The sequence below is a fragment of the Pseudomonadota bacterium genome (assembly GCA_039024915.1).
Taxonomy (GTDB): Bacteria; Pseudomonadota; Alphaproteobacteria; order Rhizobiales; family MH13; genus MH13.
In genome coordinates this window covers 31616-54383 of record JBCCPK010000008.1, presented here as the reverse complement: position 1 = coordinate 54383, position 22768 = coordinate 31616, and the positions used below count along the sequence as shown (strand labels likewise).

Here is a 22768-nt window from a genome sequence, read left to right as displayed (position 1 = left end):
GTCAAGCGGTCCCGCAAGACAATTTATCCGACAATTGGTCCGACAGCTTTTCGAGCATCCTTGCGAGCGTTTTATGAGCAAGCGAGTTAGCCTTGCCCCTGGGGTCGACCCGCCCCTGAGCGGGTGTGCTTACGGTGCGTTGAGCGGCAGGAAATCCGCTGGCAGCAGATCGTCGAGAACATCGTGCAAAGCGCCCTCGAGATCGCTTGCAATCAACGCGGGGCCAGCTGCCTGCGCCGCCGCGCCGTGCAACCAAACGCCAAGTGCGCACAGCGCGCTAGGTTTGGCGGAGCCACCATACCGGGCAACAAGACCGGCGATGATGCCGCACAAAACATCGCCAGATCCTGCTGTCGCGAGCCACGGTGGTGCGTTAGCGTTGACAAATGCACCCGTGGTATCCCCATCGGGCGGGGCAATCACCGTATCTGCGCCTTTGAGCACAATGACGGCGCCCGAGAGCCCCGCCGCCCGTTGGGCCGCTTCGATCTTCGAGACGTCCGGGTCCATCGGGCCGAACAACCTTGCAAACTCGCCAGCGTGCGGTGTCAGAATCGTGGGCGCTTTGCGGCCGTGGATCGCGTCCAGCATCATGTCGCGCATACCTGCAAAGGCAGTCAAAGCGCCCGCATCGAGCACGACCGAAGCGGAGGACTGCAGGACCGCGTAAACAAGTTGGCGGGTCGCCTCATCGGGGGCCAGGCCCGGGCCAAGCGCACAAACCGACAGCTTTGGATTTGCCAGCACACGGGCCAGATTGGCTGGGGTTTCGACAAGCGCGCGCATCAAGGCCGGCGAGACCCCAAGGCTCGCCTCATGCAGCGTGCGCGAGCCCCCCAGCGTCACCAGCCCGGCCCCGGTTCGCAAGGCAGCCTGTGCTGCCAGGAGCCCTGCTCCGGCTGTCTCCAAAGGTCCAGCCATGATCAACGCCGCCCCGCGATCATATTTGTGGCTGTCCAGCGGCGCTGGCGTTTGCAGCGGTTTGGTCAGGCCCGGCCCGGTAAGCCGAGCGGCAAAACCTACGTCGGCACATGCCGCGCTATCGATCCCGATATCGGCAACAAGAACCTCTCCGCACAGGTTGCGACCGGGCAACAGCACATGACCGGGCTTGCGACGATGAAAGGTCACCGTTTGCGTGGCGTGGATACTGGGGCCGAGCGGCTGGCCTGTGCGGCCGTCAAGCCCCGAAGGCAGGTCCACCGAGAGGACCGGGCGGTCGGCGTCGTTGAAGTACCCAACCAGCTGCGCGGCTTCGCCCTCAAGCCCGCGCGACAAGCCAGCACCAAACAACGCGTCGACCAGCAAGTCCTGCTGCCGGTACGTCCCCGGGTCAAGCATGGATGGAGTGATAGCAAGACCACCCCAGGTTTCATGGGCCCATGCAGCATCACCGGTCAGGTTGGCCGGGTTACCCAACGCCAAAACCGTACTGTGATACCCGGCGGCGGCCAGAAACTTCGCCAGAACATAGCCATCGCCGCCATTGTTGCCGGGGCCACACGCGACAAGCACCTTGCCGCCAGGCTCAACATGCGTCTTGACCGCCTCAAACAGGGCCGCACCCGCGCGCGCCATCAAGGTTGTGCCTGGGGTTCCAGCAGCGATCGCCAGCGCGTCGCACCGCCCCATCTGGTCTGGGGTAAGCAGTTCATCCATTGCCAGACAAACCGTTGGTCGGGCCATCGGAAATCGCGCCGGTATCGCGGTCGACAATCGAGACGGCCAGCCCGTAGTCAAACCCCGCTCGACACAGTGCGGCGAGGTCGCGGTCGCGTCGTTCGGCACGGCCGTTAAGCCGATACGGACCAAGCCGCCGGCGTCGCGCATACCGTTCTGCGGCCAGCGTGTCGTTCCCTTCGGCCTCGTTCAGCGCGCTCGAAATGGCGTCATCTTCAACACCTTTCGCCCGCAACCTTGCGGTAATCATGCGGGTTGAGCCCCCACGTCCGCGCAAGGTGTTGACCTGCTGGCCCGCATAGCGGGTGTTGTTGATGAAGCCAGCTTCGACCATCTTGGCGACTTGCGCGTTGATCATCTCCGCAAAGTCTGCCGGATCCTGGTCGTGCGCGCGGGCGGCTTTGACAACGCGCCTTTCAAGTACGCCGCGGAAATGCGCTTCGCTCGCGTCATATCGGTCGAGATAGGCCAACGCGATCCGGTGCAGCCGCTCTGCGGTCATCTTGCGAGGCTTCCGGCGCGTTTTTCGGCGTTGGTCGCGCGCGCCGCCATCATCACCGGATTCAAGCGCATCGGGATCGTGGCCGCTGTCCGCCGGATAGATGGTCTTGCGCTCCACATTCATCGGCGCAGATGGTGCGCGTGAGGGCCTTCAAGTCAATGGCATGAACGCAGTTCGCCACAGCGTAGAAAGGCGGGTAACCGGATAACGACGATGATGGGTTGCATCAACGCCATAGAAAAAGCCCGGCGAAAACCGCCGGGCTTCGAGTCTTTTGGTTCAGAGCGACAGATCAGGCACCACCGCCCATCACCCATGCTCTGAAAAAGGCCTATGCCTAGACTTGGCGAACGATAACGCGGCTGCCGATGCGTACGCGCTCGTACAGCTCTTCCACATGCTCGTTCATCATACGAATGCAGCCTGACGACATCGCCTGACCAATGGACCACGGCGCATTGGTACCGTGGATGCGGTACAGCGTGTCGCGACCACCGCGATACAGGTAAAGCGCACGGGCACCCAGCGGATTTTCGGGGCCACCGGGCATCCCACCAGCCCACTGACGCAGCTCCGGCTGACGGCGGATCATCGCACGCGGCGGCGTCCAGGTCGGCCATTCGGCCTTGCGGCCCACGCGTGCAGCACCAGCCCAGCGGAAGCCATCGCGGCCAACGCCGATCCCATAGCGACGCGCGCTACCATCGCCATTGACGTGGTAGAGGAACTTGTTGGCGACATCGATAACGATTGTGCCGCTGCGCTCACGTCCTGAATACGACACCGTCTGCGGACGGAATTGCGGGTCAAGACGGAAGGCACGCTGACGGCCAGTGCCGCCGGATGACGGATCGAGGCCAATCGAATCGAGGAAGGCATCCATAGCGCTTTCGGCGCGGGCGGTGCTGGCGGCAGCGGCTGTACCAAGCGCGCCAAGCAGCAAGGAACGACGAGAAATCATGTTGGTACTCCTGAAAGGATGAAAGTCGTGGAATTCAATAAAGAGAGAGTGTCACAGGTCGCATCAAACAACTGTGATGGGGGCCACACTTTTGGGCGGCCCGGGCATCGCGGCTGGGCTCAAACCAACGGGATGACGTTCGCTCCCGTACATTCCACCCCAAGCAAATTCGGGCGCAAACGCTAGCGGGCCCTGGGAAGGCACGTGCTTTTCGACCAGACAGTTAGACGGCAGGGCATCAAAGCTCGTATCCGCGGCCTCGAAAAGGACAACGGGAAGCATAGCTGCTTGCGGGCTTACATAGAGCCGAGCGAAGCCGCGAATGGCGGTTGTTCGAGCGTCAGCGCCACTGTAATTGCTGATATGGTTGGCGTATTTCTGCGCATAGGACAGCGTCGGCAACAGCGTGCTCGAAAGCAGCAGCAATGCCGTAACCGCGCCAGCGATAGCCCCCAGACGTGATCCCTGCGTCATCATCGCTCACACCATGACGTGCTTTGTCCTACCACGCCATCCCCCTTTGCCCTTACGCACACTTCGCGCTGGAAGCTGATGATCAGTCTTCGCTCAAATGTTGCCAGTACGCCACAACAGTTCTGCATCAAGGTGCATGAGATTGGTTAAGCAGACGCTGATTTATTGGGTGGCAATGCGGCTAACCTTCGTTTTTCAAGGTTTTGGGCACCGACATGGAGCGAATCGCTTGTAACGCGCAGGCATTTGAGAAAGTGGCACAGACATTGGGGGGACATGGGGCCGCCGCGTCGAACAGTGCTGAAGCAGACAAGACGAAACCCGCTCACGACCCTGCGTTGCCCTGATGCTCGGATCTCTGTCCGGCAGAGTTTCGGTGCGACAGAACCCACCCAATGACCTCTGCGACCGCTATATAGAGCGCTTCGGGGATCGGCTCATCGAGCGGTACGTGTTCAAGGGCTGTGGCAAGCGCCGGATTTTCATCAATGGTGACGCCCGCCTCGCTCGCGATTGAGACAATTGTATCGGCGACGTGTCCGCGGCCGGACGCAACGACAACCGGTGCTGCATCGTCTTCCGTGTAGCGCAAGGCAACCGCAAGTGTCGGCCCAGCGTCGTTCGCTGCGTTGGGTGACCGAGGGCCTTCATCCACGCTCACGAGCGGACATCCACGGCATGGTATGGTGATGCAGTCTCGACTGGGGATCGCTCGGACGATGCCGCCTTCTCAGTCTCAGCGACGGTCAGACTGGCGACAGTCAGACCCAGAGCGTTCAAATGCTGCGATAGCGCAGCGCGATGTGCTTTCAGGCGAACCAGCATATCCTCGTCGCTCGCCCAAACCCCGACATCGATGACGGATCGTGAATCATTGGGGTCGGTTTGCAAGGCAACCACGCCCTCGACGCCACCCGCGTCGCGCGCTTCAAAGGCGAACCGAAAGCGCCAGGCCTTGACCGCTGCATCGGGGCCGGATCGGCCTTCGTCACGATCCGCTTCAATGGCAACGCCGAGCACGGCGGCCTCCTGTCCGATAAGCATGGGAATATCGAGCCGCGCGAGCTGTTGGGTCGGTTGGGTCTGCTGCGTTTGTGGCAGCGTAGCCGCGGGCTCACCGCGCGCTGCGCTTGGCACTGTCTGCTGGTCCAAGGCTGCCATGGCATTGATCCGTGACAGCGCACCCTCCGCTTTGGCGAGCAGATTCGCCCTTTGCACGGGATCAGCCAAATCAGGAGGGGCTGGGAGCGCTTGAGCGGTAAGTTTTGACGGACCTGCCTGCGCCGGCGAGGCGGGCTGCCCCGGACTTGGCTGGCCCGAATTTGGCTGCCCCAGATTTGCCTGCCCCGGATTTGGCTGCCCAGCGGTCTGGTTTCCTGCTGGCGAAGCGGTTGTGATCGGCGATGTGGGGCTGCCTGTTTGTTGGTTCATGGCTATACCGAGTGCGCGAACCAATGCTGCGACCGCGCCCTGCAAACCGGAACCGCTGCCACTCCCCGCAGACGTTTGCAGCGGGGCCGAAGCTGAGGACGCCGAAAGAGGGGCGAGCACCTGTCTCAAGGTTTGGGTAAACGCGTCTTTGCCCCCAGCACTTGTTGCCTGAAAACCGGGTTGCGCTGGACCGGGCGGCTGCGTACCGGGCTGCGCCGAAACCGGTACCTGTGTACCGGGTTGCGCTGGAGCTGGTTGCGCCGGGCTTGATTGGGCGGGACCCGGTTTCAAAATGTGCCCAACAACACGCTCGATCGCGGCATCAAGCGGCTGGTTGCCCGTAACAGAGGATCGCAAGGCGAGCAGATCAGCCGCCATGGGTGCGGGCGATGTTTGTCTAGCCAGGTCAGCGCGCAACTGTGCCTGCGGCGATGGTGGTGGACCGTTTCGCAAAACCTCGATCTGGAGATCAAATCCCGAATTGGACGGCGGCGCGCTGACACGAATGGCTGAGCCAGCTTGAGGGGGCCGCACCTCGCGAGGCAGGGGGAGCAGTGTCTCGATCTGTTGCGGCGTCGCTGGTTGACCGCCAGGCTGCGGAGTATTCGTCGGTACTGCCGACTGGGCGCGCGGAGCTGAAAGGTTTTCCACGCTGAGCTGGACGGGTATTGCGCGCTGTTGAGGCGCTGTAGCGTTCTGAGATGCGGGGCTGGAGGGCGCTTGAGCCGCCGCTTCACCGCCTGATGCCACTTGGGGGCCGGGTAAAACCGTTCCGGAAAGCGGCCGGCCAAGGAGCTTGATCAAGGTGAGGACGGCCTGCGCGCTCGCAGACTGCGCTTGGGTTGTTGCCTGTGATGTGAGGTTGGTCGCTTGCTGACCGCTCGCGGCATTCGCGGCGTTTGCGCGCGCTGCCGCGCCGTCCCCGCCAGTCTTCAGCGTGCCGGTATCGGCCTGCCGGGAGACCGTTTCGCTGACGGGCATGATCGGGAGCACACTCATGGCCGAACAGTCCACGATGGGGGTTAACATTCGCCTTAGTGGGGTGTTCCCGCGATAAAGCAGAACCCGCCGGGGGGAGTTGCCCGGCGGGTTCTGGCTGCTTCCCAACAAAGGGGTGGAAGGACAGGGGAGCAGACTTAGTGGCAGAAGACGTAGTTGCCGGAGTAGGCCAGGAAGTAGCCCGTGTTCGGGTTAAACGACCGGTAGCGGTTCGAGCAGTAGGAGTACCAGGCCGGGGTCCAGGGCTGCAGGCCACCACGAACAACGACCGTGCGCGGCTGGGTGTAGACAACGCGCGGCTGACTGGCGACAGCGCCGCCCAAAATGGTGCCCGCAACAAAACCGATGCCTGCGGCGACCGCTTCGTTGGCCTGTGCCGTCGTTGTGGTGGTTGCCGATGCGCCAACGATTGTGGCGGCGGACAGGGCAACGGCGGCGATTTTCTTCGAAAGGGTCTTGGGAGCGGACATTGTTTTTTCCTTTGTTTGTGACCCGGCCTGTTGGGTTGAAGTCTTGGTGGCCGCGTCTGATGAAAGGACCCTAGGCGTGATGACGCTGCGCAAATGTGCCGGGCGTCACATTTGGTCTCAATTTGCAATTGTTCGCTGTGGCAGGTGAAACTGCAGCCATGCCCATGGTCGATTCTTCTGCGCCGCATCCCTTGTCGCCCGACCCGCTGGCAGACGGTCGCCAGTCTGACCGGGCGATGGCCATCCGGCGCGGGGTCGCGCGCATGCTCGCCCAGGCCGGAGCGGTGTGCCTGTACGAGGCGAGCCTTGCCAATGGCCGCCGCGCTGACGTGGTCGCGCTGATGCCCGATGGGCTGATCACGATTGTCGAGGTCAAGTCATCGCTTGCAGACCTGCGGGCGGATTTCAAATGGCCCGATTACATCGATTTCTGCGACCGCTTTTCCTTTGCAACCGCGCCCGATGTGCCTGTCAACGCTTTCCCAGAGACGGAGGGCCTTTTGATCGCCGATGCGTTCGGGGCGCACGCCATCCGCGAACCGAAACTGATCAAGCTTCATGCGTCGCGCCGCAAGGCGCTCACCTTGCGGCTCGCCCGGCACGCCATGGGCCGCTTGCAGCGTCTGGACGATCCCGGTCAGGCAATCGCCGACAGCTGATCAAGTCTCCACACAAGGCGAAACCCGCCGGGCATGATACCCGACGAGTTTTCCGTATGGTGCGATGGAGGCCCTAGCGGCAGAAGACGTAGTTGCCGGAGTAGGCCAGGAAGTAGCCCGTGTTCGCATTGAACGAACGGTAGCGGTTCGAGCAGTAGGAGTACCAGGCTGGGGTCCAGGGCTGCAGGCCGCCATGCACGACAACCGTCTGCGGATGGGCATGGACGACGCGCGGCTGGCTGGCGACAGCGCCGCCCAAAATGGTGCCAGCAACGAAACCGATGCCTGCTGCGATTGCTTCATCGCCCGCTTGAGCGGTGGTCGTGGTCGCCGCTGATGCGCCAACGATTGTGGCGGCGGACAGGGCAACGGCGGCGATCTTCTTTGAAAGGGTCTTGGGAGCGGTCATCGGTCTTTTCCTTTGTGTGTGACCCGGCCTGTTGGGTTGAAGTCTTGGTGGCCGCGTCTGATGAAAAGACACTAGGCGTGATGACGCCGGACAAATGTGCCGGGCGTCACAAATTGGCGGATAAAAATCAATGCTCTTAGCTTACTTTACGGCGCATGGGCAATCTTAGGTTGCTTCCCATGAGGAGCGGGCATTTGCAGTGCCACGGTCCGCAACGCGTTGGTCTATCAGGATTTGTTAAGTTTAACGCAATACCAATAGCCATGGGTATCTTCCCAGACCGCGTGGAGGATTGGCATATGGGAACCAAGGGTTGTGGCGGATGCCGAGGTGCGAACGCGAACGCGTTTGACATCCCCTTTACCATGGCTTTCCAGCCGATTGTGGATCTGTCGCGTGGCCGCATCTGGGGTTACGAAGCACTGGTTCGCGGCAAGCGCGGCGAAGGCGCCGGCGAGGTCCTCAGCCAGGTCGACGACACCAACCGTTACGCATTCGATCAGGCTTGCCGGGTTACCGCCATCGAGCTGGCGGCAACCCACATGGACCCGCGCAGTTCCGCGCATCTGTCGATCAACTTTCTGCCAAATGCCGTGTACGAGCCCAAAGCCTGCATCCGTTCGACCCTCGCCGCCGCAGCCCGCCACCGGTTCAGCCCGCGCCGGTTGATGTTCGAATTCACAGAAAACGAACAGATGACGGACATCGACCATGTCAGTCATATCTTCAGCGAATATCAGCGCATGGGTTTCACGACCGCGATCGACGATTTCGGCGCGGGCTATTCAGGCCTGAACCTGCTGGCGCGCCTCAAATGCGATATCATCAAGATCGATCGTGAACTGGTGGCCGATATTGACGCCTCCCCGGCGCGCGAAGCGATCGTTAGCGGCATCATACGCATGTGCAGGCTGATGAACGTCCGCGTCCTGGCCGAGGGCGTGGAAACCGAAGCGGAGACCGCAACGCTGGTGCGGCTGGGCATTGAACTGTTTCAGGGCTATTTCTTCGCCAAGCCGCAGGTCGAGACCTTCATCGCCGAAAAGGATATCGACGCGATCCGTTACGGCTTCTCCCTTCCCAGGGTGTATGCCCATGCAGGCTTGATACCGCAGAATTTCAGGGATGCTTCCTGAGCCCGCCGAGCCGACGCAAGCTTAGCCGCGCCGAACCCAGAATAGCTTAGCGCGGCGCGCGCTTGGCGAGGATACGCTGCAAGGTCCGGCGATGCATGTTCAGCCGCCGCGCGGTCTCTGACACGTTGCGGTCGCACATCTCATAGACCCGCTGAATATGCTCCCAGCGGACCCGGTCAGCCGACATCGGGTTCTCCGGCAAGTCCATATCGCCCGTTTCGGTCTGCATCAGCGCTTTTTCCACCATGTCCGCATCGGCGGGTTTGGCCAAATAATCTGTTGCGCCCATCTTCACCGCGCTGACGGCGGTCGCGATGTTGCCATAGCCGGTCAGCACGATCGCCCGCGCCTCGGGCCGCGCCTCGCGAATGGCCGAGACAACGTCGAGGCCATTGCCATCTTCAAGACGCATGTCGACGACCGCAAAGGCCGGCGCTTCATCCCTGACGGCGCTCAAACCTTCGGCGACGGACCCCGCCAGCCGGACGGCAAAGCCACGCGATTCCATCGCCCGGCCAAGTCTGCTGAGAAACGGCTTGTCATCGTCAACCACCAGCAGGCTGCGTTCGCCCTGTGCGAATAGCGCCTGCCCAGGGCTGATTGACGGTCCACCCGCTAGGCTGTCGTCAAGCAAGCTTGTTGCAGTCTGTGTCATCAAAAACTCCCGTTCGCGCGCCCGCGCGCGTGCATTATCTGATGCTTATCGAAATAGGCTTGTTGCCCGGATAGACAAGATACGCACCGGCAGTGCTGTTGGTTTGCTTAAACGCCTAGAAAATCCAAGGCTTTAGGCGAAGCGCGGTTGTCGCTCCAGCGCCGCTCTTGGAAAGGTGACGCGAACGCTTGCGCCGCCCAGATCCGGTGCGCGGTTGCTCACCGAAACGGATGCTCCGCCCCGCTCGAGCAGGGTTTGTGCGATAAAGAAGCCGAGCCCCAACCCGCCGCCCACCGCGCCGCCATTGCCCTCGCGTGATCCATCGCTGCTGGGTCTTTTGCTGACGTAAGGCTCGCCCAACCGCGCCAACACGTCGTTCGAAAACCCCGGCCCGTCATCGTCAATACGGATGCTCAATTCGTTGGCGTCCCAGTTGGCCGATACCCGAACCTGCTCGGCGGCAAAATCCAGAGCGTTTTCAATGAGATTGCCCAGACCGTAACTGAGTGCCGGGTTGGCCCGTATCACCGGCAGCTCGCCCTCGCCTTCCGTCCGCACACTGATGGGGACAGCAAACATGCGGTGCGGCTCGATAAGGTCGTCGAGTACAGCGTCGAGCGTTTTCGTGGCAATCATTTCGTCTGGGGCGGTGCCAAGTGAGGACAGTTTGCCCAGGATGGCTCGGCAGCGCTCCGCCTGATCGAGGATCAGCGCCACATCATCGGCAAGCGGACTGCCGGCCTCGACGGCTCGGCTCATCTCCTTGGCGACGACCGTTATGGTTCCCAAAGGCGTTCCCAACTCGTGCGCAGCTGCGGCGGCCATACCGTCAAGGTCGGATAGGTGCTGTTCACGCTCGAGCGCAAGCTCCGCCGCAACCAGTGCGTTGGCGAGCTTGCGGCTCTCATAGGCGACCCGCCACGCATAGGTGCAGATAAAGCCGATGGCCGTCAGCAGCGCAGCCCAAACGCCCATACGGTAAACCAGAGGAAACACCGGCAGCGCTTCATCACCCCACGGCAGGGGCATGTGCCACATCGCAAGCGCTGAGATCAGAACCGAAACGAACAGACCGAGCGCGACAGTGGTTGGCAGTCGCAGAATCGTTGCCGAAATCAGAACCGGCGCCAGCAAGAGAACCGAAAAGGGGTTGGCCAATCCGCCCGTCAGATAAAGCAAGGAGGCAAGCTGGACGAGGTCGAAACCCAAAACCAACGCGGCACGCCGGTCGCTGATCCGCGCCGCGCGCGGGTAAGACCACCAAAGATAAAGGTTAAGGCCGGCGGCGAGGCATATGACGCCAAGACAGGCCATCAGCGGCAGTGAATAGCCGAGGCCAAAATAGACCCCTATCACGGCAAACAGCTGGCCGGTGATCGCCAGCCAACGCAGCCGGACCAGCGTTTCGACGCGCACCCGTTGTGTTGACGGACCGAAATAGGCCGGGCTGGGTAGGTCGCCCCCCGTGTCTGCAGGCGAAAGCGTTGTTTGGGCCTCTGTCATCGGTGAGCCGTCAATGGATGGTTATGCAGATGCAAAATGCTGCATATGCGAAAAGCCTTGTGTGCAGTGCAACATCATGGCATGATCATGCCTGCAAGCGGTGTCTCTCAAACCCTTACACAGAAAGTTTGAGGCTATTTATGTTTTCAAAAGCACCGATCTGTGCAGGATGCAACGCGACAAGCTGAGGCACGCACCTCAAACATTGAAGATGGGTCTTTGATGCGGTGCAAGATGATGGCTCAGTCAGGGGTCGATGGGTACGCGAGGCGGTTTGAGACGCCAAGCGGAACGCAGCGATACCCGCAAATGCGACGGAGCGTCCTCGCTGGCTGAGCCAACCGCTTTGGCAAAGACGGTAAGACGAAAGTTGAATGGAGAGGATTTCCGCAGGCGTCATGTCGCGCGGAACGTAGGGCTTGAAGGACCGGCATTGGGGGCCGGGAATACAGATTTCGTAGGCGAATGCGGGTTCGTCTTTGTCAACTTGATCTCCACGTGTGGGGATTACCTTTCATCGGGACGGGCAAAGTGGCGTCGAACGCCGCATGTCGGCCATCCTGCGAGCGAGTGGTGAGCGTAAAGCCATGCCAGCCTACACCTTTTATGAATGGACCCATGCTGCCCTTGCGCCAGCGCGCGCAACCGCCGACATGACCAAACTCGCCTTTACCAATCCGCTGAACCCGCTGTCGGGGACGCCCTTCGGTAAGCAAATGGCGGCCGGCGCTGAAGTTTTTGAGCGTATGACGCGGCGTTATGGCAAACCGGCGTTTGGCATCGACACCACTTTGGTCGGTGGTACACGCTGTCCCGTAACGGAAGAGGTCGTCTGGGAGCAGCCCTTCTGCAAGCTGCTGCATTTCAAACGTCATTTGCCGGTCGAGCGTCGCTACACCGACCCGAAAGTGCTGCTGGTCGCGCCGATGTCCGGGCACTACGCAACCTTGCTGCGCGGAACGGTGGAAGCGTTCCTGCCGCGCCACGATGTTTACATCACCGACTGGGTCGATGCGCGGGATGTACCGCTCGCCCAGGGCAATTTCGATCTCGATGATTACATCAGCTACATCATCTCGATGCTGCAACGTCTGGGCCCCGATACGCACATAGTCGCGGTCTGCCAGCCCGGTGTGCCCGTCCTTGCAGCGGTGTCGCTGATGGAAGAGGACAACGATCCGGCGTCACCGACGACGATGACCTTGATGGGAGCGCCGATCGACAGCCGCATCCGTCCCACCGAGGTCAACGCCTTCGCTGACGGCAAGGAACTGGGGTGGTTCCGGCGTAACCTGATCAAACTGGTACCGTTTCCAAATGCGGGATGCATGCGCCCCGTCTATCCCGGTTTCCTGCAGCTTTCGGGCTTCATGGGCATGAACCTCAACCGGCACATTGATGCGCACAAGGAGTTCTTCAATCACCTTGTCGATGGCGATGGTGACGGAGCAGAGAAACATCGTGAGTTCTATGATGAATATCTCGCCGTCATGGACCTGACGGCCGAATTTTATCTGCAAACCATCGATACGGTGTTCTTGCGTCACAGCCTGCCGCTGGGCACGATGACGCACCGTGGCCGTTTGGTGAAGCCTTCGGCGATCAAGCGCTGCGCCGTACTGACCGTTGAGGGCGAGAAGGACGACATAACCGGGCGCGGTCAAACCAGAGCCGCACTCGATATGTGTTCTGGTCTCGATGACGAGATGAAGGTGCACTACGAGCAGCCGCGCGTTGGCCATTATGGTGTTTTCAACGGTTCGCGCTTCCGCGCGGAGATCCAGCCGCGCATGACCGACTTCATGCTGTCGATGGAATGGCGCCGTAACGGCAGCAAGCCAAGCGCGAAGGCCGGTGGCAAACCCAAGGACAATGCGGTTGTTAAGGATGCCAGCGAAGCCGCGCCTGCAGCCGACCCCTACGGTTTGGCGCAGCCGCAAGGCAAGCCGGACGATCTCAAACGCATAACGGGCATTGGCCCCAAGCTTGAGACCTTGCTCAACGAGCACGGCATCTTCTATTTCTGGCAATTGGCGACAATGACCTCGGCCGAAATCGACGATCTCGAAACCCGCCTTTCCTTCAAAGGACGGATTGCGCGCGAAGGCTGGATTGACCAGGCCAAGAGGCTGAGCGACGCTCGATCCACCACCGTTGCGTCTTAGACGGTTTCAAACGGCTCATACGTGTCGTTGATGGCTTCATAGCACGGCAAAAGAGCCGTCGAGCGGCCGTCAACATCGCCAAAAATTTCCATTGTATTTCAAGTAGTTTGGCGAATGTTGCGCGGAATCGTGCGCCAATTTCTTGAAAGCCCGTTGTCACCCACCCACGTCTTGGTGGCACAAGATATCGGACAATCAAGAGAAGGAATTGCACGCAGATGATGACCCAATCCGCCACCTATACTGGTCGCCGCCAGAGCTGGATTCGCCCGGCTTGGACCCCAGCGACCATCGGCTTGATGGTGCTGGGCTTTATGATCGCTTGGCCACTTGGTCTGGCCATGCTCGCTTACATCATCTGGGGCGATCGCATGGATGATATGAAGCATGAAATGCGCCGTGGCTTCGGCCGCTTCAAACGCGAGATGGACATGAACGGTTTTTCTTCCGAGCGCCGGACGGGCAATGTCGCCTTTGACGATTTCCGCAAGGCGGAGATCGAGCGGCTGGAAGAAGAGCGTCGCAAGCTCGACGCGATGGTCGACGAGTTCGACGAGCATCTGCGCAATCTTCGTCGCGCGAAGGATCAGGAAGAATTTGATGCCTTCATGAAGGCTCGCCACAACCACAATGGCGATCATCCTTCCGACGATGGTGCGCAACCAGCGCCAGCTGCCTAACCGTCATCGGGAAATGAAGGTTTCGCGACAAGGCGGGCGTTATTCCGGCGTTTGTCGCGACAAAAAAGGCTGATGGGCCGCCCATATGGGCGGCCCTTTCTTTTGGCCGCCTACAGGGCTGAAAGGTCTGTCCGAATGACTAGTCGAAGCTTTTCGCAAACACCATTGCATCATCGCGGAACGTCTTGAATTCTATGGCATTTCCCGCGGGATCCTTGACAAAGAACGTGCCCTGCTCGCCGGGCTGCCCCTCAAAGCGGGTGTAAGGTTCGATCACATATTCGAGGCCCGCAGCGCTCAGTTTGGTGTGCAGCGCTTCCCACGCGTCCCAGTCCATCAAGACGCCGAAATGGCGCACCGGTACCTGTTTGCCATCGACGCCATTCGATGCCGCGTCGCCCACCTCTTCGGGCGCCCGGTGCGCGACGATCTGGTGGCCAAACAGGTTGAAGTCGACCCAATCGTCGGTCGAGCGACCCTCCGGACAGCCCAAAAGCTCGCCGTAGAAAGACCGCGCCGCAGCGAGATCATCGACGGGGAAAGCAAGGTGAAAGCGTGGCATAGTGGTCATTATGTGGGTTCCGCCTACATGATTCGAAGCTGGGCGCTCCGCCCGGTCACCTTGTCCCCGTGACGCCAAAAGCGACGGAATTCAAGTCCCTATGGTCAAACCTCTGCTCTTCCGCCGTAGCGGATCAGGCGCCCGGTTTTCTGCAATCTTGCCGCCGCTGACGATGCCTGACACCGTCACGGTCCGTGGCGAGGAGCGGCCGCTGAAGCTGCGCATGCATGCCCGCGCCCGTCGGATGATCTTGCGGTTTGATCCACGCACCGGATACGGCCGGCTTACGGTTCCGCCCGGCACGGCCCCATCGGCCGCGCGGGCATTCCTGTCCCAAAGTGCCCGCTGGATCGATGACAACGCGCCACCGCTTGCCAACCCCGACACCCCGTTCGTTGCCACACTGCCGATCGCGGGCGTGCCGCACACCCTTGTTCCAACAGGGAAAACGCGAGGCCTCGTGCGCATCGGCGAGGGCGGGAAACTGTTTGTCCCCGGCGCGCCGGACCGCATCATGCCGCGCCTTGCCGCATTCCTCAAAACGGAAGCTGAGCGGGTTCTGACGCCGCAGGTGCTGGACATTTCGGCGCAACTTGGTTCGAGACCGGCTGCGATCCGCTATCGGGACCCACGCAGCCAATGGGGCTCGTGTTCATCCAAGCGGATTATCACCTTGTCATGGCGGGTGATGATGGCGCCGCCCGAAGCACAGGCTTATCTGGTTGCCCACGAGGTCGCCCATCTTCGCCACATGGATCATTCACGGCGATTTTGGGCGACGGTTGCGGCCCTTGAGCCGGAGTGGAAACACGGGCAAAGGGCGCTGAAGCGGGTCGAAAAGGACCTGCTTTCGATTGCGTTTTCTTAGGGGTAAGACCTAGAAAAGATTGCCGAAAAACTGCGCAATCGGGTTAGGCCCATTGCTCGGTGGCGGCAGCACGATCGAACTTGTGTCATCCCGGTTAGCCTGCCTGCCAGCCATCTGTGGGACTTGTTCGGGAACTCCGCCGACGCCGACGCCCGGGATTGCCTGATTGCCGATAATCGCGCCAGGGTCCAAAGATGCGAGGCTGCCCGCATCAGTCCCAGGCAGCATGGCCACCGGCACGCCAACATGTGCATCCGTCATAAACGCCTGCCACACTTGCGCGGGGACGCCACCACCGGTGATGCGGTCCATCGGCGAGTTGTCGTCCTTACCGATCCACACCCCAGTGGTCAGGTTGGCCGTGTAGCCGACAAACCAGGCATCACGAAGACCTTGGGTGGTCCCGGTTTTGCCCGCACCGACCCATGTATCGAGCGCAGCACGCCGACCGGTTCCAATGACCAAAGTTCGCGACAGCATGCCGTTCATGGCCCAAACATGTTGGGGTGCGATAACCTGGCCGAAGCCAGCCCCGTTGCGGTCGAAAACAGTGCGGCCAGCTTCATCGCGGATGCGGGTGATCAGATGCGGGTCGACGGCGTAGCCGCCATTGGCAAACGGGGTATAGGCAGCTGTCAATTCCATCGGTGAGACTTCCGAGGTCCCAAGCGCGATGGACGCGTTACGCTCCATATCCGACTCGATCCCAAGCCTTTGCGCGGTATTGATAACCCGCGCTGGCCCGACCTCCGCTGCAAGCTGAGCAGCCACGGTATTGAGTGACAGGGCAAGCGCATCGGCCAGCGTCACAGGCCCTCGATACTCCCGCGAGTAGTTCTCGGGTGACCAGTTGCCAATGGTCGTCGGTCGGTCATTGCGGATCGTGTTGGGTCGCAGCCCGGCTTCGAGCGCGGCGAGGTAGACGAACGGTTTGAAGGCCGATCCCGGTTGCCGGAAAGCGCGGGTGGCGCGGTTGAACTGGCTTGCCGCATAGTCACGGCCGCCGACGAGCGCCCGGACCGCACCGGTTCCATCAATGGAAACCACGGCACCTTGGAGGTCAGCCGCTTCTTGAGCGCCCAATGCGCCGCGCAACGCCATCTCCGCGCGCGCCTGCAGATAGGGATCAATCGTGGTTTCGACCGTAATATCGCCCTCAATCAAGTCGATGAGCCGGTCCAACTCATCCATAACCGCATCTGCCGCATAGTTGCCTGCGCCTCGGCGCATCCGGTCCACGGTTGCGGCCGGGTTTTCGCGCGCCAGACGCGCTTCTTCTTCGGTAATGAAGTCCTCTTCCACCATCGCCCGCAGAACCGTGGCAGCGCGAGCCTGTGCACCCTCGGGGTTTGACGTCGGTGCCCAGCGGGAAGGAGCGCGCAACAGACCGGCAAGCGTTGCAGCCTCCGCAAGCGTGACCTCGCTTGCCGCTTTGCCGAAATAGCGCCGAGCCGCCGCGTCCACGCCATAAGCCCCAGCGCCGAGATAGACCCGGTTGAGATACAGTTCCATGATCTCGTTTTTCGAGTAAGTCGTCTCGAGCCACACCGCCAGAATAAGCTCCTGAATCTTCCGGCTGACGGTCCGCTCGGCGGTCAGAAATAGGTTTTTGGCCAACTGCTGGGTGATGGTGGAACCACCCTGAACAAATCGCCCGGCTTGAACGTTGACCACCATCGCACGCGTGAGGCCGATCGGATCGAGCCCATAATGGTGATGGAAGCGCCGGTCTTCGATCGCAATCACCGCCTGCGGCAGGTAATTGGGTAGCTGTTCCATGCGAACCTGTTCGCCGCCCGTGTCGCCTCGGTTGGCCAGCAGAGCGCCATCATTGGCGAGAATACGAACGTTAGGGGGGCGCTCAGGCACACGCCATTCCGAAGCCGGTGGCAGTTGCATCGCATGGTATCCGATGACGCCAGCCAGACCGATAACAGCCCATAGGCCCAGCACCGCGCCCCAGTACATCATGCGGCCAAAGACACGACCCAGACCACCGCGTTTTGCCCTCGAACGACCACGCGATTTTTTAGCCTTGCGCGCCGCAGGTTTGCCGCGTCCCACCGGAGGTCGTTGGGGGGCGGGCGCCGTGGCGCCATCAAAACTCGGTTCGATTCGCGACTGGCCGGAAGTCGATGAACGTGATCTGCGTGAAGCCATGGCGGAACGGTACTCAAACGATACTGGTTAACGCGCGGCCGCGCGGATGGTTGCCGCGACCACAACGCCACAGAACGCTATCGGGCTTAAGGTCACGTAAAGACACGCGGTTTCAGATCGCCGTGCGTAAACGTTTCGAAGCGCTTTACCCTAATAGCTCCAATTCATCGAAAATAAGGCGGTTTACCGGTAATTAGGTGGCATCCGTGCCGGCATCGAGCCGCCTTGCGATCGTTGCGAAGCGGGACGGACAGCAGCAGCCTATCTGCCTTCCATGGTTTGCGTCACAAGGTTTGTCAGTATGTCTCCAATGCCAGCCTCCGCGCCCGCTCATCCAGCCCGTCCGGAAAAGCCACTGTTCAGTACCGCTGATGGCCGGGTCGACTGGGTCGATGTTGCCAAAGGCGTCTGCATTTTCTTCGTTGTGATGATGCACGCCACCTTGGGCGTACAGGAGATCACCGGCGAGCAGAGCTGGATGGGGTCGATCGTCGCGTGGGCAGCGCCATTCCGGATGCCCGATTTTTTCTTCATTGCCGGTTTGTTTCTGATGCGGACGATTGATGCGCCATGGCTGCGTTTCATTGACCGAAAGATCATCCACTTCGTCTACTTCTACCTCATCTGGATGGTCATTCAGGGTGTGCTCAAGGGCGGTCTGTTGACGGGCGATCCGGGTGCGGTGCCCGGTGTTCTGCTGACCGCTCTTTACGAACCTTTTGGCACGCTTTGGTTCATCTACATCTTGCCCATCATGTTTATGGTTGTGCGGCTGACGCGGCAGGTACCGGTCTGGTTGATGCTGGTGGTAACAGCGGCTCTGGAAATCGCGCCGATCACGAGCGGGATTTTCCTGCTCGATGAGTTTTGCGCGCGGTTTGTGTATTTCTATGCCGGGTATGCGCTGGCAACGCACGCTTTCCGGATGGCCGATGAGGCACGCGACAAGCCCTTGCTTGCGTTGGTTTTTCTGTCGAGTTGGGCGATCGTCAACACTTTTGCGGTCTTCACCCCGGTGGAACTTTTGGGCGAGACGCGCACCATCGCGCAGCTCCCGGTCGTCTCGCTGGTTATGGGCGGACTTGGTGCTCTGGCCGTGATCTCGTTTGCGGCGGTGGTCACAGGTGGCGCCCTAGGCCGGCTCCTGTCCTACATGGGCGCGCGCTCCATCGTAATCTATCTGGCGTTCTTCGTGCCGATGGTGATCGTGCGCGAAGCGGGCGTCCGCTTTGGCCTCATTACCGACACGGGCCTTCTGTCGCTCGTGACGACGCTGGCGGCTGTGTCTCTGCCGCTGTTGGGGTATTGGCTGATCAAGACGGTCAAGCCTCTGGGGATCTTCGCATTCCTGTTCGAGCGGCCGCAATGGGCGCGCATCGAACGCGACAGTTCCGGGCGCAGACGGGCTGCAATCGCTCCGGCGGAATAAGCGCTTTCCTCTGGTGCGCGGCCCTCTTAAGGTCGCGCCACCATGACCGATACCGACTTTCGCCCGCTGAACGCCGATGACCATCTGATGCTGGTCGATGGCTCGACCTACATCTTCCGTGCCTTCTTCGGCTATCAAGCTACAGAGAAGACAAAGCGATCTGATGGTCTGCCTACTAACGCGATTTACGCTTTCTGCAACATGCTTTGGAAGCTACTGCGGGAGGAAGACCGAAGTGTCCTGGGACCACCACCCACCCACCTTGCCGTGATCTTCGATCATTCGGCCTACTCATTTCGCAACGATATCTACCCCGACTACAAGGCCCACCGGCCCGAACCGCCCGAGGATCTTCGCCCCCAGTTCCCGGTTATCCGGGACGCGGTGCGCGCCTTCAACGTCGCCTGCATCGAACAGGAAGGTTATGAAGCGGATGATCTGATTGCCACCTACACGGTCCAGGCTGTCGGGGCGGGTGCTCAGGTCTCCATAGTGTCGTCCGACAAGGACCTTATGCAGCTGTTGACGATGCCCGGTGTCGTGCTCGTTGACACCATGAAGGATAAGCGCACCGGCCCCGATGAGGTGGCCGAAAAATTCGGTGTGCCGCCAGAAAAGATGATCGATCTGCAGTCGCTCGCTGGCGATTCGGTCGACAATGTCCCCGGTGTTCCCGGAATTGGCGTCAAGACCGCCGCGCAACTGCTTGAAGAGTTTGGTGACCTCGACACGCTGCTGGCGCAGGCCGGAACGATCAAACAGACCAAGCGGCGCGAAAACCTCATCGAATTTGCTGACCAGGCGCGCATCTCCAAGCGGCTGGTGACCTTGAAAACGGACGTACCCGCCAAGGAGCCGGTGGAGTCGAGCCTCGTGCGCGATCTCGATGGTGATCAACTCATCGGCTTCCTCAAGGCCATGGAGTTCACCACACTGACCAAGCGCGTAGCAGCGGCCACCGACCTCAAGATGGCCGATGTTGAGGCAGCCGACATCGAAACGCCCGGATTTGAGAGCAGCCGCGTCGAAGAAAGCACGGCGGACGGCGGCGATATGACCCCCGCTGCGCTGGCTGACGCTCGGGCTGCCGAAATGGCGGACGCCTCAATAGACCCCGACAGCTACGAGACCATCTTCGAACCAGACAGGCTTAGGGGGTTGTTCGATGAGGCGCGCTGGTCGGGAATTCTTGCGTTCGATACCGAGACCACTTCGCTCGACCCGATGCGTGCCGATCTGGTCGGCTTCTCGTTCGCCATGGAGGTGGGCAAGGCCTTTTACGTTCCTTTGAAGCACACCGCTGGCGGCGATCTTTTGGGCGATGGCCATGATGACCGGCAGATGGACGGGCAGACCGCTCTGGCGCTTCTCAAGGAGGTTCTGGAAGATCCTGCAATCCTCAAGATCGGCCAGAACATGAAATACGATATGGCCATCATGGCGGGTCAGGGGATCGCGGTCGCGCCCTTCGATGACACGATGCTGCTGTCCTATGTCTGCGGCGCGGGCACTGGCGGCCATGGCATGGATGAGCTGTCGGGCAAATGGCTTGGCCATGAGCCCATCCCCTACAAGGAGCTCGTTGGTTCGGGCAAATCCATGGTCACCTTTGACCATGTGCCGATCGACAAGGCGACGCGCTACGCCGCCGAGGACGCCGACATCACGCTGTGCCTGTGGCGCGCGCTCAAGCCGCGGTTGATCCCCCATAAAGCCACCACGGTCTATGAGACGCTGGAGCGACCGCTGGTGCCGGTGCTGGCGCGAATGGAGCGCCATGGCATCAAGGTGGACCGGCAGATGCTGTCGCGCCTGTCCGGCGACTTTGCGCAGTCGATGGCCGGGCTTGAAGCGGAAATCCAGGAGCTTGCGGGCGAGAACTTCAATGTCGGCTCGCCAAAGCAGCTTGGCGACATTCTGTTCGGCAAGATGGGCCTGCCAGGGGGCAAGAAGACCAAAACCGGCGCTTGGGCGACGCCTGCATCAGCGCTTGATGAATTGGCGGCTGAAGGACACGAGTTGCCGAAGAAGGTTCTCGAGTGGCGGCAGCTTCAGAAGCTTCGCTCGACTTACACCGAGGCGCTCGCGCAGGCCATCAATCCCGACACGGGCCGCGTTCATACCTCGTTTGCGCTGGCAGCGACGAGTACAGGCCGGCTGTCGTCTTCCGACCCGAACTTGCAGAATATACCGGTACGGACCGAGGCTGGCCGTAAGATTCGCAAGGCGTTTGTTGCCGAGGAAGGCTGCAAGCTCGTTTCCGCCGATTACAGCCAGATCGAACTGCGTGTCTTGGCGCATGTGGCGGATATTCCGCAGCTCAAACAGGCCTTCGCTGACGGGCTCGACATTCACGCCATGACCGCGTCTGAGATGTTCGATGTGCCCATCGAAGGCATGGACCCGATCGTTCGCCGACAGGCGAAAGCCATCAATTTCGGAATCATCTATGGTATTTCGGCCTTCGGGCTCGCCAATCAGCTGGGCATCGAACGGTCGGAAGCCGGCGCCTATATTAAGACCTATTTCGAGCGTTTCCCCGGCATCAAGCAATACATGGACGACACCAAGGCCTTCTGCCGCGAGCATGGCTACGTCCAGACCATCTTCGGGCGCCGGGCGCATTACCCCGAGATAAAGGCCAGCAACCCCAGCTTGCGGGCCTTCAATGAGCGCGCTGCCATCAACGCGCCCATCCAGGGGTCAGCTGCCGATATCATCCGCCGCGCGATGGTACGCATGGAGCCCGCATTGGCCGAAGCAAAGCTGAACGCGAAGATGCTGCTTCAGGTTCATGATGAGCTGATCTTCGAAGTGCCTGAAAGCGAGGTCGAGAAAACCTTGCCTGTTATCGAGCAGGTCATGATCGATGCTCCAAACCCTGCTCTGGCGCTATCGGTGCCGCTTGAGGTGGATGCGCGTGCGGCTGATAACTGGGATGATGCGCATTAGACCGGTGGAAAAAGTGGCGAAGTAATGAGCCAAACGCTGAGGGCGATCCACGTACCAAGCAAGGCCCAGTAGGTTATTGGCTGAGCTGAGCGCGACACCGGCTCAATGAAGTCGGCTCGACCGTTTCGCAAGGCCGGCCAGGTCCATATCAGGAACAGAACACCCCAAAAGGCTTGCAGTTCGAGGAACACTGCGAGCCAAATGCACATCAGGCCGGTAAGCGCCTTCAGGGGTGGGCCAGCCTTTACGGGGTCCTTCGATGTCTCGTCCGGGCGAGGCCCCTGTGTGGTCTGAGTGATAAAGTGGGCACCTTGGCGATCGGCCAGCAAGTAGCTGTTTGTATCCAAGCGATTGAGTTGGCGACCGTCTAACCGCTCGAGGACGGACACGGTTTGTGTTTGATCGCCCACCGCAAACGCCGGGACCCAGTATCGGAACCGCCCGCGCACCGTTTCGGGCACTTCTTCGATTGTGGCGATCTGATCGCCATTGGGGTGTAGAATCCGATAACTTGGCCATGGCTGGCCATCCGCTCGTTCAAATCGCCAATCAAACAGATCGCTGTAAAAGCCGCGAACAAGCTCGATGTCCGGCACGTGATGGTAACGCGCCACCACGGTGCCCGGCGGACCGCTCTTGGGCGTGATATCCGGTCCCTCATAGACGGTGAACCCGGCTCCTGATGGATCGCGGATTAGAGCGATCCGCGCATCATCAGTGAAAGCCTGTGGTTCAAGCTCAATGATGGCGCCCTCGTGCTGCCGCGCGCGCTCAACGGCCTCTTCAACGGAGGGCACATGCACATAGGACATCCAAAAAGATGGCATGTCCATTTGCTGAAGTCTTGGCGGCATCGGGAAGATGCCAGCCACCGGCTCGCCATTGTGGTGAGCATAGGCGTACGCCGCATCGCCTTTGAACGACCAGCGAAACAGCGCCTTATAGTCTGCCTTGGCGGTTTGCAGATCATAGGTGGAAAGGTCGGTCCACACGAAGTGTCCAATGGCCATATCTGGCTCTGATCCTCGGCTGGGGCGATGCGTGCGGTGTGCAGCGTTTTTTGGGGTATCGAG

General features: G+C 60.7%; 20 protein-coding genes. 7 read left to right on the top strand and 13 right to left on the bottom strand.

Annotation, left to right across the window (positions count from 1 at the left end):
• Positions 1-129: 129 nt before the first annotated feature.
• The 7 genes from AAF739_15770 to AAF739_15740 all read right to left on the bottom strand — a co-directional run bounded on the left by AAF739_15770 (position 130) and on the right by AAF739_15740 (position 6517).
• Positions 130-1659 carry an NAD(P)H-hydrate dehydratase gene (locus tag AAF739_15770; GenBank protein ID MEM6384130.1) on the bottom strand — a complete coding sequence of 510 codons (1530 nt, stop codon included), beginning with the start codon at positions 1657-1659 and terminating at the stop codon, positions 130-132.
• A complete protein-coding gene (locus AAF739_15765) occupies positions 1652-2305 on the bottom strand; it encodes a RecX family transcriptional regulator (protein ID MEM6384129.1) in 654 nt (217 codons plus the stop codon). Before AAF739_15765 ends, AAF739_15770 begins: the two co-directional genes overlap by 8 nt.
• 214 nt (positions 2306-2519) lie before the next feature.
• Entirely contained in the window at positions 2520-3143 is a 624-nt protein-coding gene (locus AAF739_15760; GenBank protein MEM6384128.1) for a L,D-transpeptidase, read from the bottom strand.
• Positions 3144-3206: 63 nt separating this feature from the next.
• The gene (locus AAF739_15755) at positions 3207-3620 is read right to left on the bottom strand and encodes a hypothetical protein (GenBank protein MEM6384127.1); all 414 of its coding nucleotides are present in this window, start codon (positions 3618-3620) and stop codon (positions 3207-3209) included.
• A gap of 322 nt (positions 3621-3942) precedes the next feature.
• Positions 3943-4278 carry an EscU/YscU/HrcU family type III secretion system export apparatus switch protein gene (locus AAF739_15750; protein MEM6384126.1) on the bottom strand — a complete coding sequence of 112 codons (336 nt, stop codon included), beginning with the start codon at positions 4276-4278 and terminating at the stop codon, positions 3943-3945.
• Entirely contained in the window at positions 4275-6047 is a 1773-nt protein-coding gene (locus AAF739_15745; protein ID MEM6384125.1) for a hypothetical protein, read from the bottom strand. Before AAF739_15745 ends, AAF739_15750 begins: the two co-directional genes overlap by 4 nt.
• A gap of 137 nt (positions 6048-6184) precedes the next feature.
• Positions 6185-6517 carry a BA14K family protein gene (locus tag AAF739_15740; protein MEM6384124.1) on the bottom strand — a complete coding sequence of 111 codons (333 nt, stop codon included), beginning with the start codon at positions 6515-6517 and terminating at the stop codon, positions 6185-6187.
• Positions 6518-6681: 164 nt separating this feature from the next.
• On the opposite strand from AAF739_15740, the gene AAF739_15735 reads away from it, so the two are divergent.
• The gene (locus AAF739_15735; GenBank protein MEM6384123.1) at positions 6682-7176 is read left to right on the top strand and encodes an MmcB family DNA repair protein; all 495 of its coding nucleotides are present in this window, start codon (positions 6682-6684) and stop codon (positions 7174-7176) included.
• 73 nt (positions 7177-7249) lie between these two features.
• On the opposite strand, the gene AAF739_15730 is transcribed toward AAF739_15735, so the two are convergent.
• Positions 7250-7585: a BA14K family protein gene (locus AAF739_15730; protein MEM6384122.1), complete on the bottom strand. Its 336-nt coding sequence runs from the start codon at positions 7583-7585 to the stop codon at positions 7250-7252.
• Positions 7586-7884: 299 nt separating this feature from the next.
• On the opposite strand from AAF739_15730, the gene AAF739_15725 reads away from it, so the two are divergent.
• On the top strand, positions 7885-8721 hold the full coding sequence (locus tag AAF739_15725) for an EAL domain-containing protein (GenBank protein ID MEM6384121.1): 837 nt from the start codon (positions 7885-7887) through the stop codon (positions 8719-8721).
• Between the two features lie 46 nt (positions 8722-8767).
• Here AAF739_15725 and AAF739_15720 read toward each other — a convergent pair whose 3' ends face one another.
• Positions 8768-9376, bottom strand: a complete 609-nt coding sequence (locus tag AAF739_15720; GenBank protein ID MEM6384120.1) for an ActR/PrrA/RegA family redox response regulator transcription factor — start codon at positions 9374-9376, stop codon at positions 8768-8770.
• Positions 9377-9508: 132 nt separating this feature from the next.
• Positions 9509-10879 carry an ActS/PrrB/RegB family redox-sensitive histidine kinase gene (locus tag AAF739_15715; protein ID MEM6384119.1) on the bottom strand — a complete coding sequence of 457 codons (1371 nt, stop codon included), beginning with the start codon at positions 10877-10879 and terminating at the stop codon, positions 9509-9511.
• A gap of 587 nt (positions 10880-11466) precedes the next feature.
• On the opposite strand from AAF739_15715, the gene phaZ reads away from it, so the two are divergent.
• Both phaZ and AAF739_15705 read left to right on the top strand, forming a co-directional pair.
• Positions 11467-13044 carry a polyhydroxyalkanoate depolymerase gene (gene phaZ, locus AAF739_15710; GenBank protein ID MEM6384118.1) on the top strand — a complete coding sequence of 526 codons (1578 nt, stop codon included), beginning with the start codon at positions 11467-11469 and terminating at the stop codon, positions 13042-13044.
• Positions 13045-13262: 218 nt separating this feature from the next.
• Entirely contained in the window at positions 13263-13724 is a 462-nt protein-coding gene (locus AAF739_15705; GenBank protein ID MEM6384117.1) for a DUF2852 domain-containing protein, read from the top strand.
• 139 nt (positions 13725-13863) lie between these two features.
• Here the strand turns inward: AAF739_15705 and AAF739_15700 are convergent, their stop codons facing one another.
• Positions 13864-14295 (bottom strand): VOC family protein, encoded by a 432-nt coding sequence (locus tag AAF739_15700; protein MEM6384116.1) that lies wholly within the window; start codon positions 14293-14295, stop codon positions 13864-13866.
• Positions 14296-14458: 163 nt separating this feature from the next.
• Between AAF739_15700 and AAF739_15695 the strand changes: the two genes are divergently transcribed.
• Positions 14459-15154, top strand: a complete 696-nt coding sequence (locus AAF739_15695; GenBank protein MEM6384115.1) for a SprT family zinc-dependent metalloprotease — start codon at positions 14459-14461, stop codon at positions 15152-15154.
• A 9-nt stretch (positions 15155-15163) separates the two neighbouring features.
• Here AAF739_15695 and AAF739_15690 read toward each other — a convergent pair whose 3' ends face one another.
• Entirely contained in the window at positions 15164-17218 is a 2055-nt protein-coding gene (locus AAF739_15690; GenBank protein ID MEM6384114.1) for a PBP1A family penicillin-binding protein, read from the bottom strand.
• Between the two features lie 397 nt (positions 17219-17615).
• Between AAF739_15690 and AAF739_15685 the strand changes: the two genes are divergently transcribed.
• A complete protein-coding gene (locus AAF739_15685; GenBank protein ID MEM6384113.1) occupies positions 17616-18743 on the top strand; it encodes an acyltransferase family protein in 1128 nt (375 codons plus the stop codon).
• Positions 18744-18785: 42 nt separating this feature from the next.
• Positions 18786-21695: a DNA polymerase I gene (gene polA / locus AAF739_15680; protein ID MEM6384112.1), complete on the top strand. Its 2910-nt coding sequence runs from the start codon at positions 18786-18788 to the stop codon at positions 21693-21695.
• Here polA and AAF739_15675 read toward each other — a convergent pair.
• Complete coding sequence (locus AAF739_15675; protein ID MEM6384111.1) at positions 21692-22705, bottom strand: VOC family protein; 1014 nt, start codon at positions 22703-22705, stop codon at positions 21692-21694. The two genes, polA and AAF739_15675, sit on opposite strands and share 4 nt — an antisense overlap.
• Positions 22706-22768: the final 63 nt, after the last annotated feature.

Coding starts and splice junctions, on each gene's coding strand:
- AAF739_15770 (MEM6384130.1), bottom strand. CDS start 1,659: ATGGATGAACTGCTTACCCCAGACCAGATGGGGCGGTGCGACGCGCTG.
- AAF739_15765 (MEM6384129.1), bottom strand. CDS start 2,305: ATGAATGTGGAGCGCAAGACCATCTATCCGGCGGACAGCGGCCACGAT.
- AAF739_15760 (MEM6384128.1), bottom strand. CDS start 3,143: ATGATTTCTCGTCGTTCCTTGCTGCTTGGCGCGCTTGGTACAGCCGCT.
- AAF739_15755 (MEM6384127.1), bottom strand. CDS start 3,620: ATGATGACGCAGGGATCACGTCTGGGGGCTATCGCTGGCGCGGTTACG.
- AAF739_15745 (MEM6384125.1), bottom strand. CDS start 6,047: ATGAGTGTGCTCCCGATCATGCCCGTCAGCGAAACGGTCTCCCGGCAG.
- AAF739_15740 (MEM6384124.1), bottom strand. CDS start 6,517: ATGTCCGCTCCCAAGACCCTTTCGAAGAAAATCGCCGCCGTTGCCCTG.
- AAF739_15735 (MEM6384123.1), top strand. CDS start 6,682: ATGGTCGATTCTTCTGCGCCGCATCCCTTGTCGCCCGACCCGCTGGCA.
- AAF739_15730 (MEM6384122.1), bottom strand. CDS start 7,585: ATGACCGCTCCCAAGACCCTTTCAAAGAAGATCGCCGCCGTTGCCCTG.
- AAF739_15725 (MEM6384121.1), top strand. CDS start 7,885: ATGGGAACCAAGGGTTGTGGCGGATGCCGAGGTGCGAACGCGAACGCG.
- AAF739_15720 (MEM6384120.1), bottom strand. CDS start 9,376: ATGACACAGACTGCAACAAGCTTGCTTGACGACAGCCTAGCGGGTGGA.
- AAF739_15715 (MEM6384119.1), bottom strand. CDS start 10,879: ATGACAGAGGCCCAAACAACGCTTTCGCCTGCAGACACGGGGGGCGAC.
- phaZ (MEM6384118.1), top strand. CDS start 11,467: ATGCCAGCCTACACCTTTTATGAATGGACCCATGCTGCCCTTGCGCCA.
- AAF739_15705 (MEM6384117.1), top strand. CDS start 13,263: ATGATGACCCAATCCGCCACCTATACTGGTCGCCGCCAGAGCTGGATT.
- AAF739_15700 (MEM6384116.1), bottom strand. CDS start 14,295: ATGACCACTATGCCACGCTTTCACCTTGCTTTCCCCGTCGATGATCTC.
- AAF739_15695 (MEM6384115.1), top strand. CDS start 14,459: ATGCCTGACACCGTCACGGTCCGTGGCGAGGAGCGGCCGCTGAAGCTG.
- AAF739_15685 (MEM6384113.1), top strand. CDS start 17,616: ATGTCTCCAATGCCAGCCTCCGCGCCCGCTCATCCAGCCCGTCCGGAA.
- polA (MEM6384112.1), top strand. CDS start 18,786: ATGACCGATACCGACTTTCGCCCGCTGAACGCCGATGACCATCTGATG.
- AAF739_15675 (MEM6384111.1), bottom strand. CDS start 22,705: ATGGCCATTGGACACTTCGTGTGGACCGACCTTTCCACCTATGATCTG.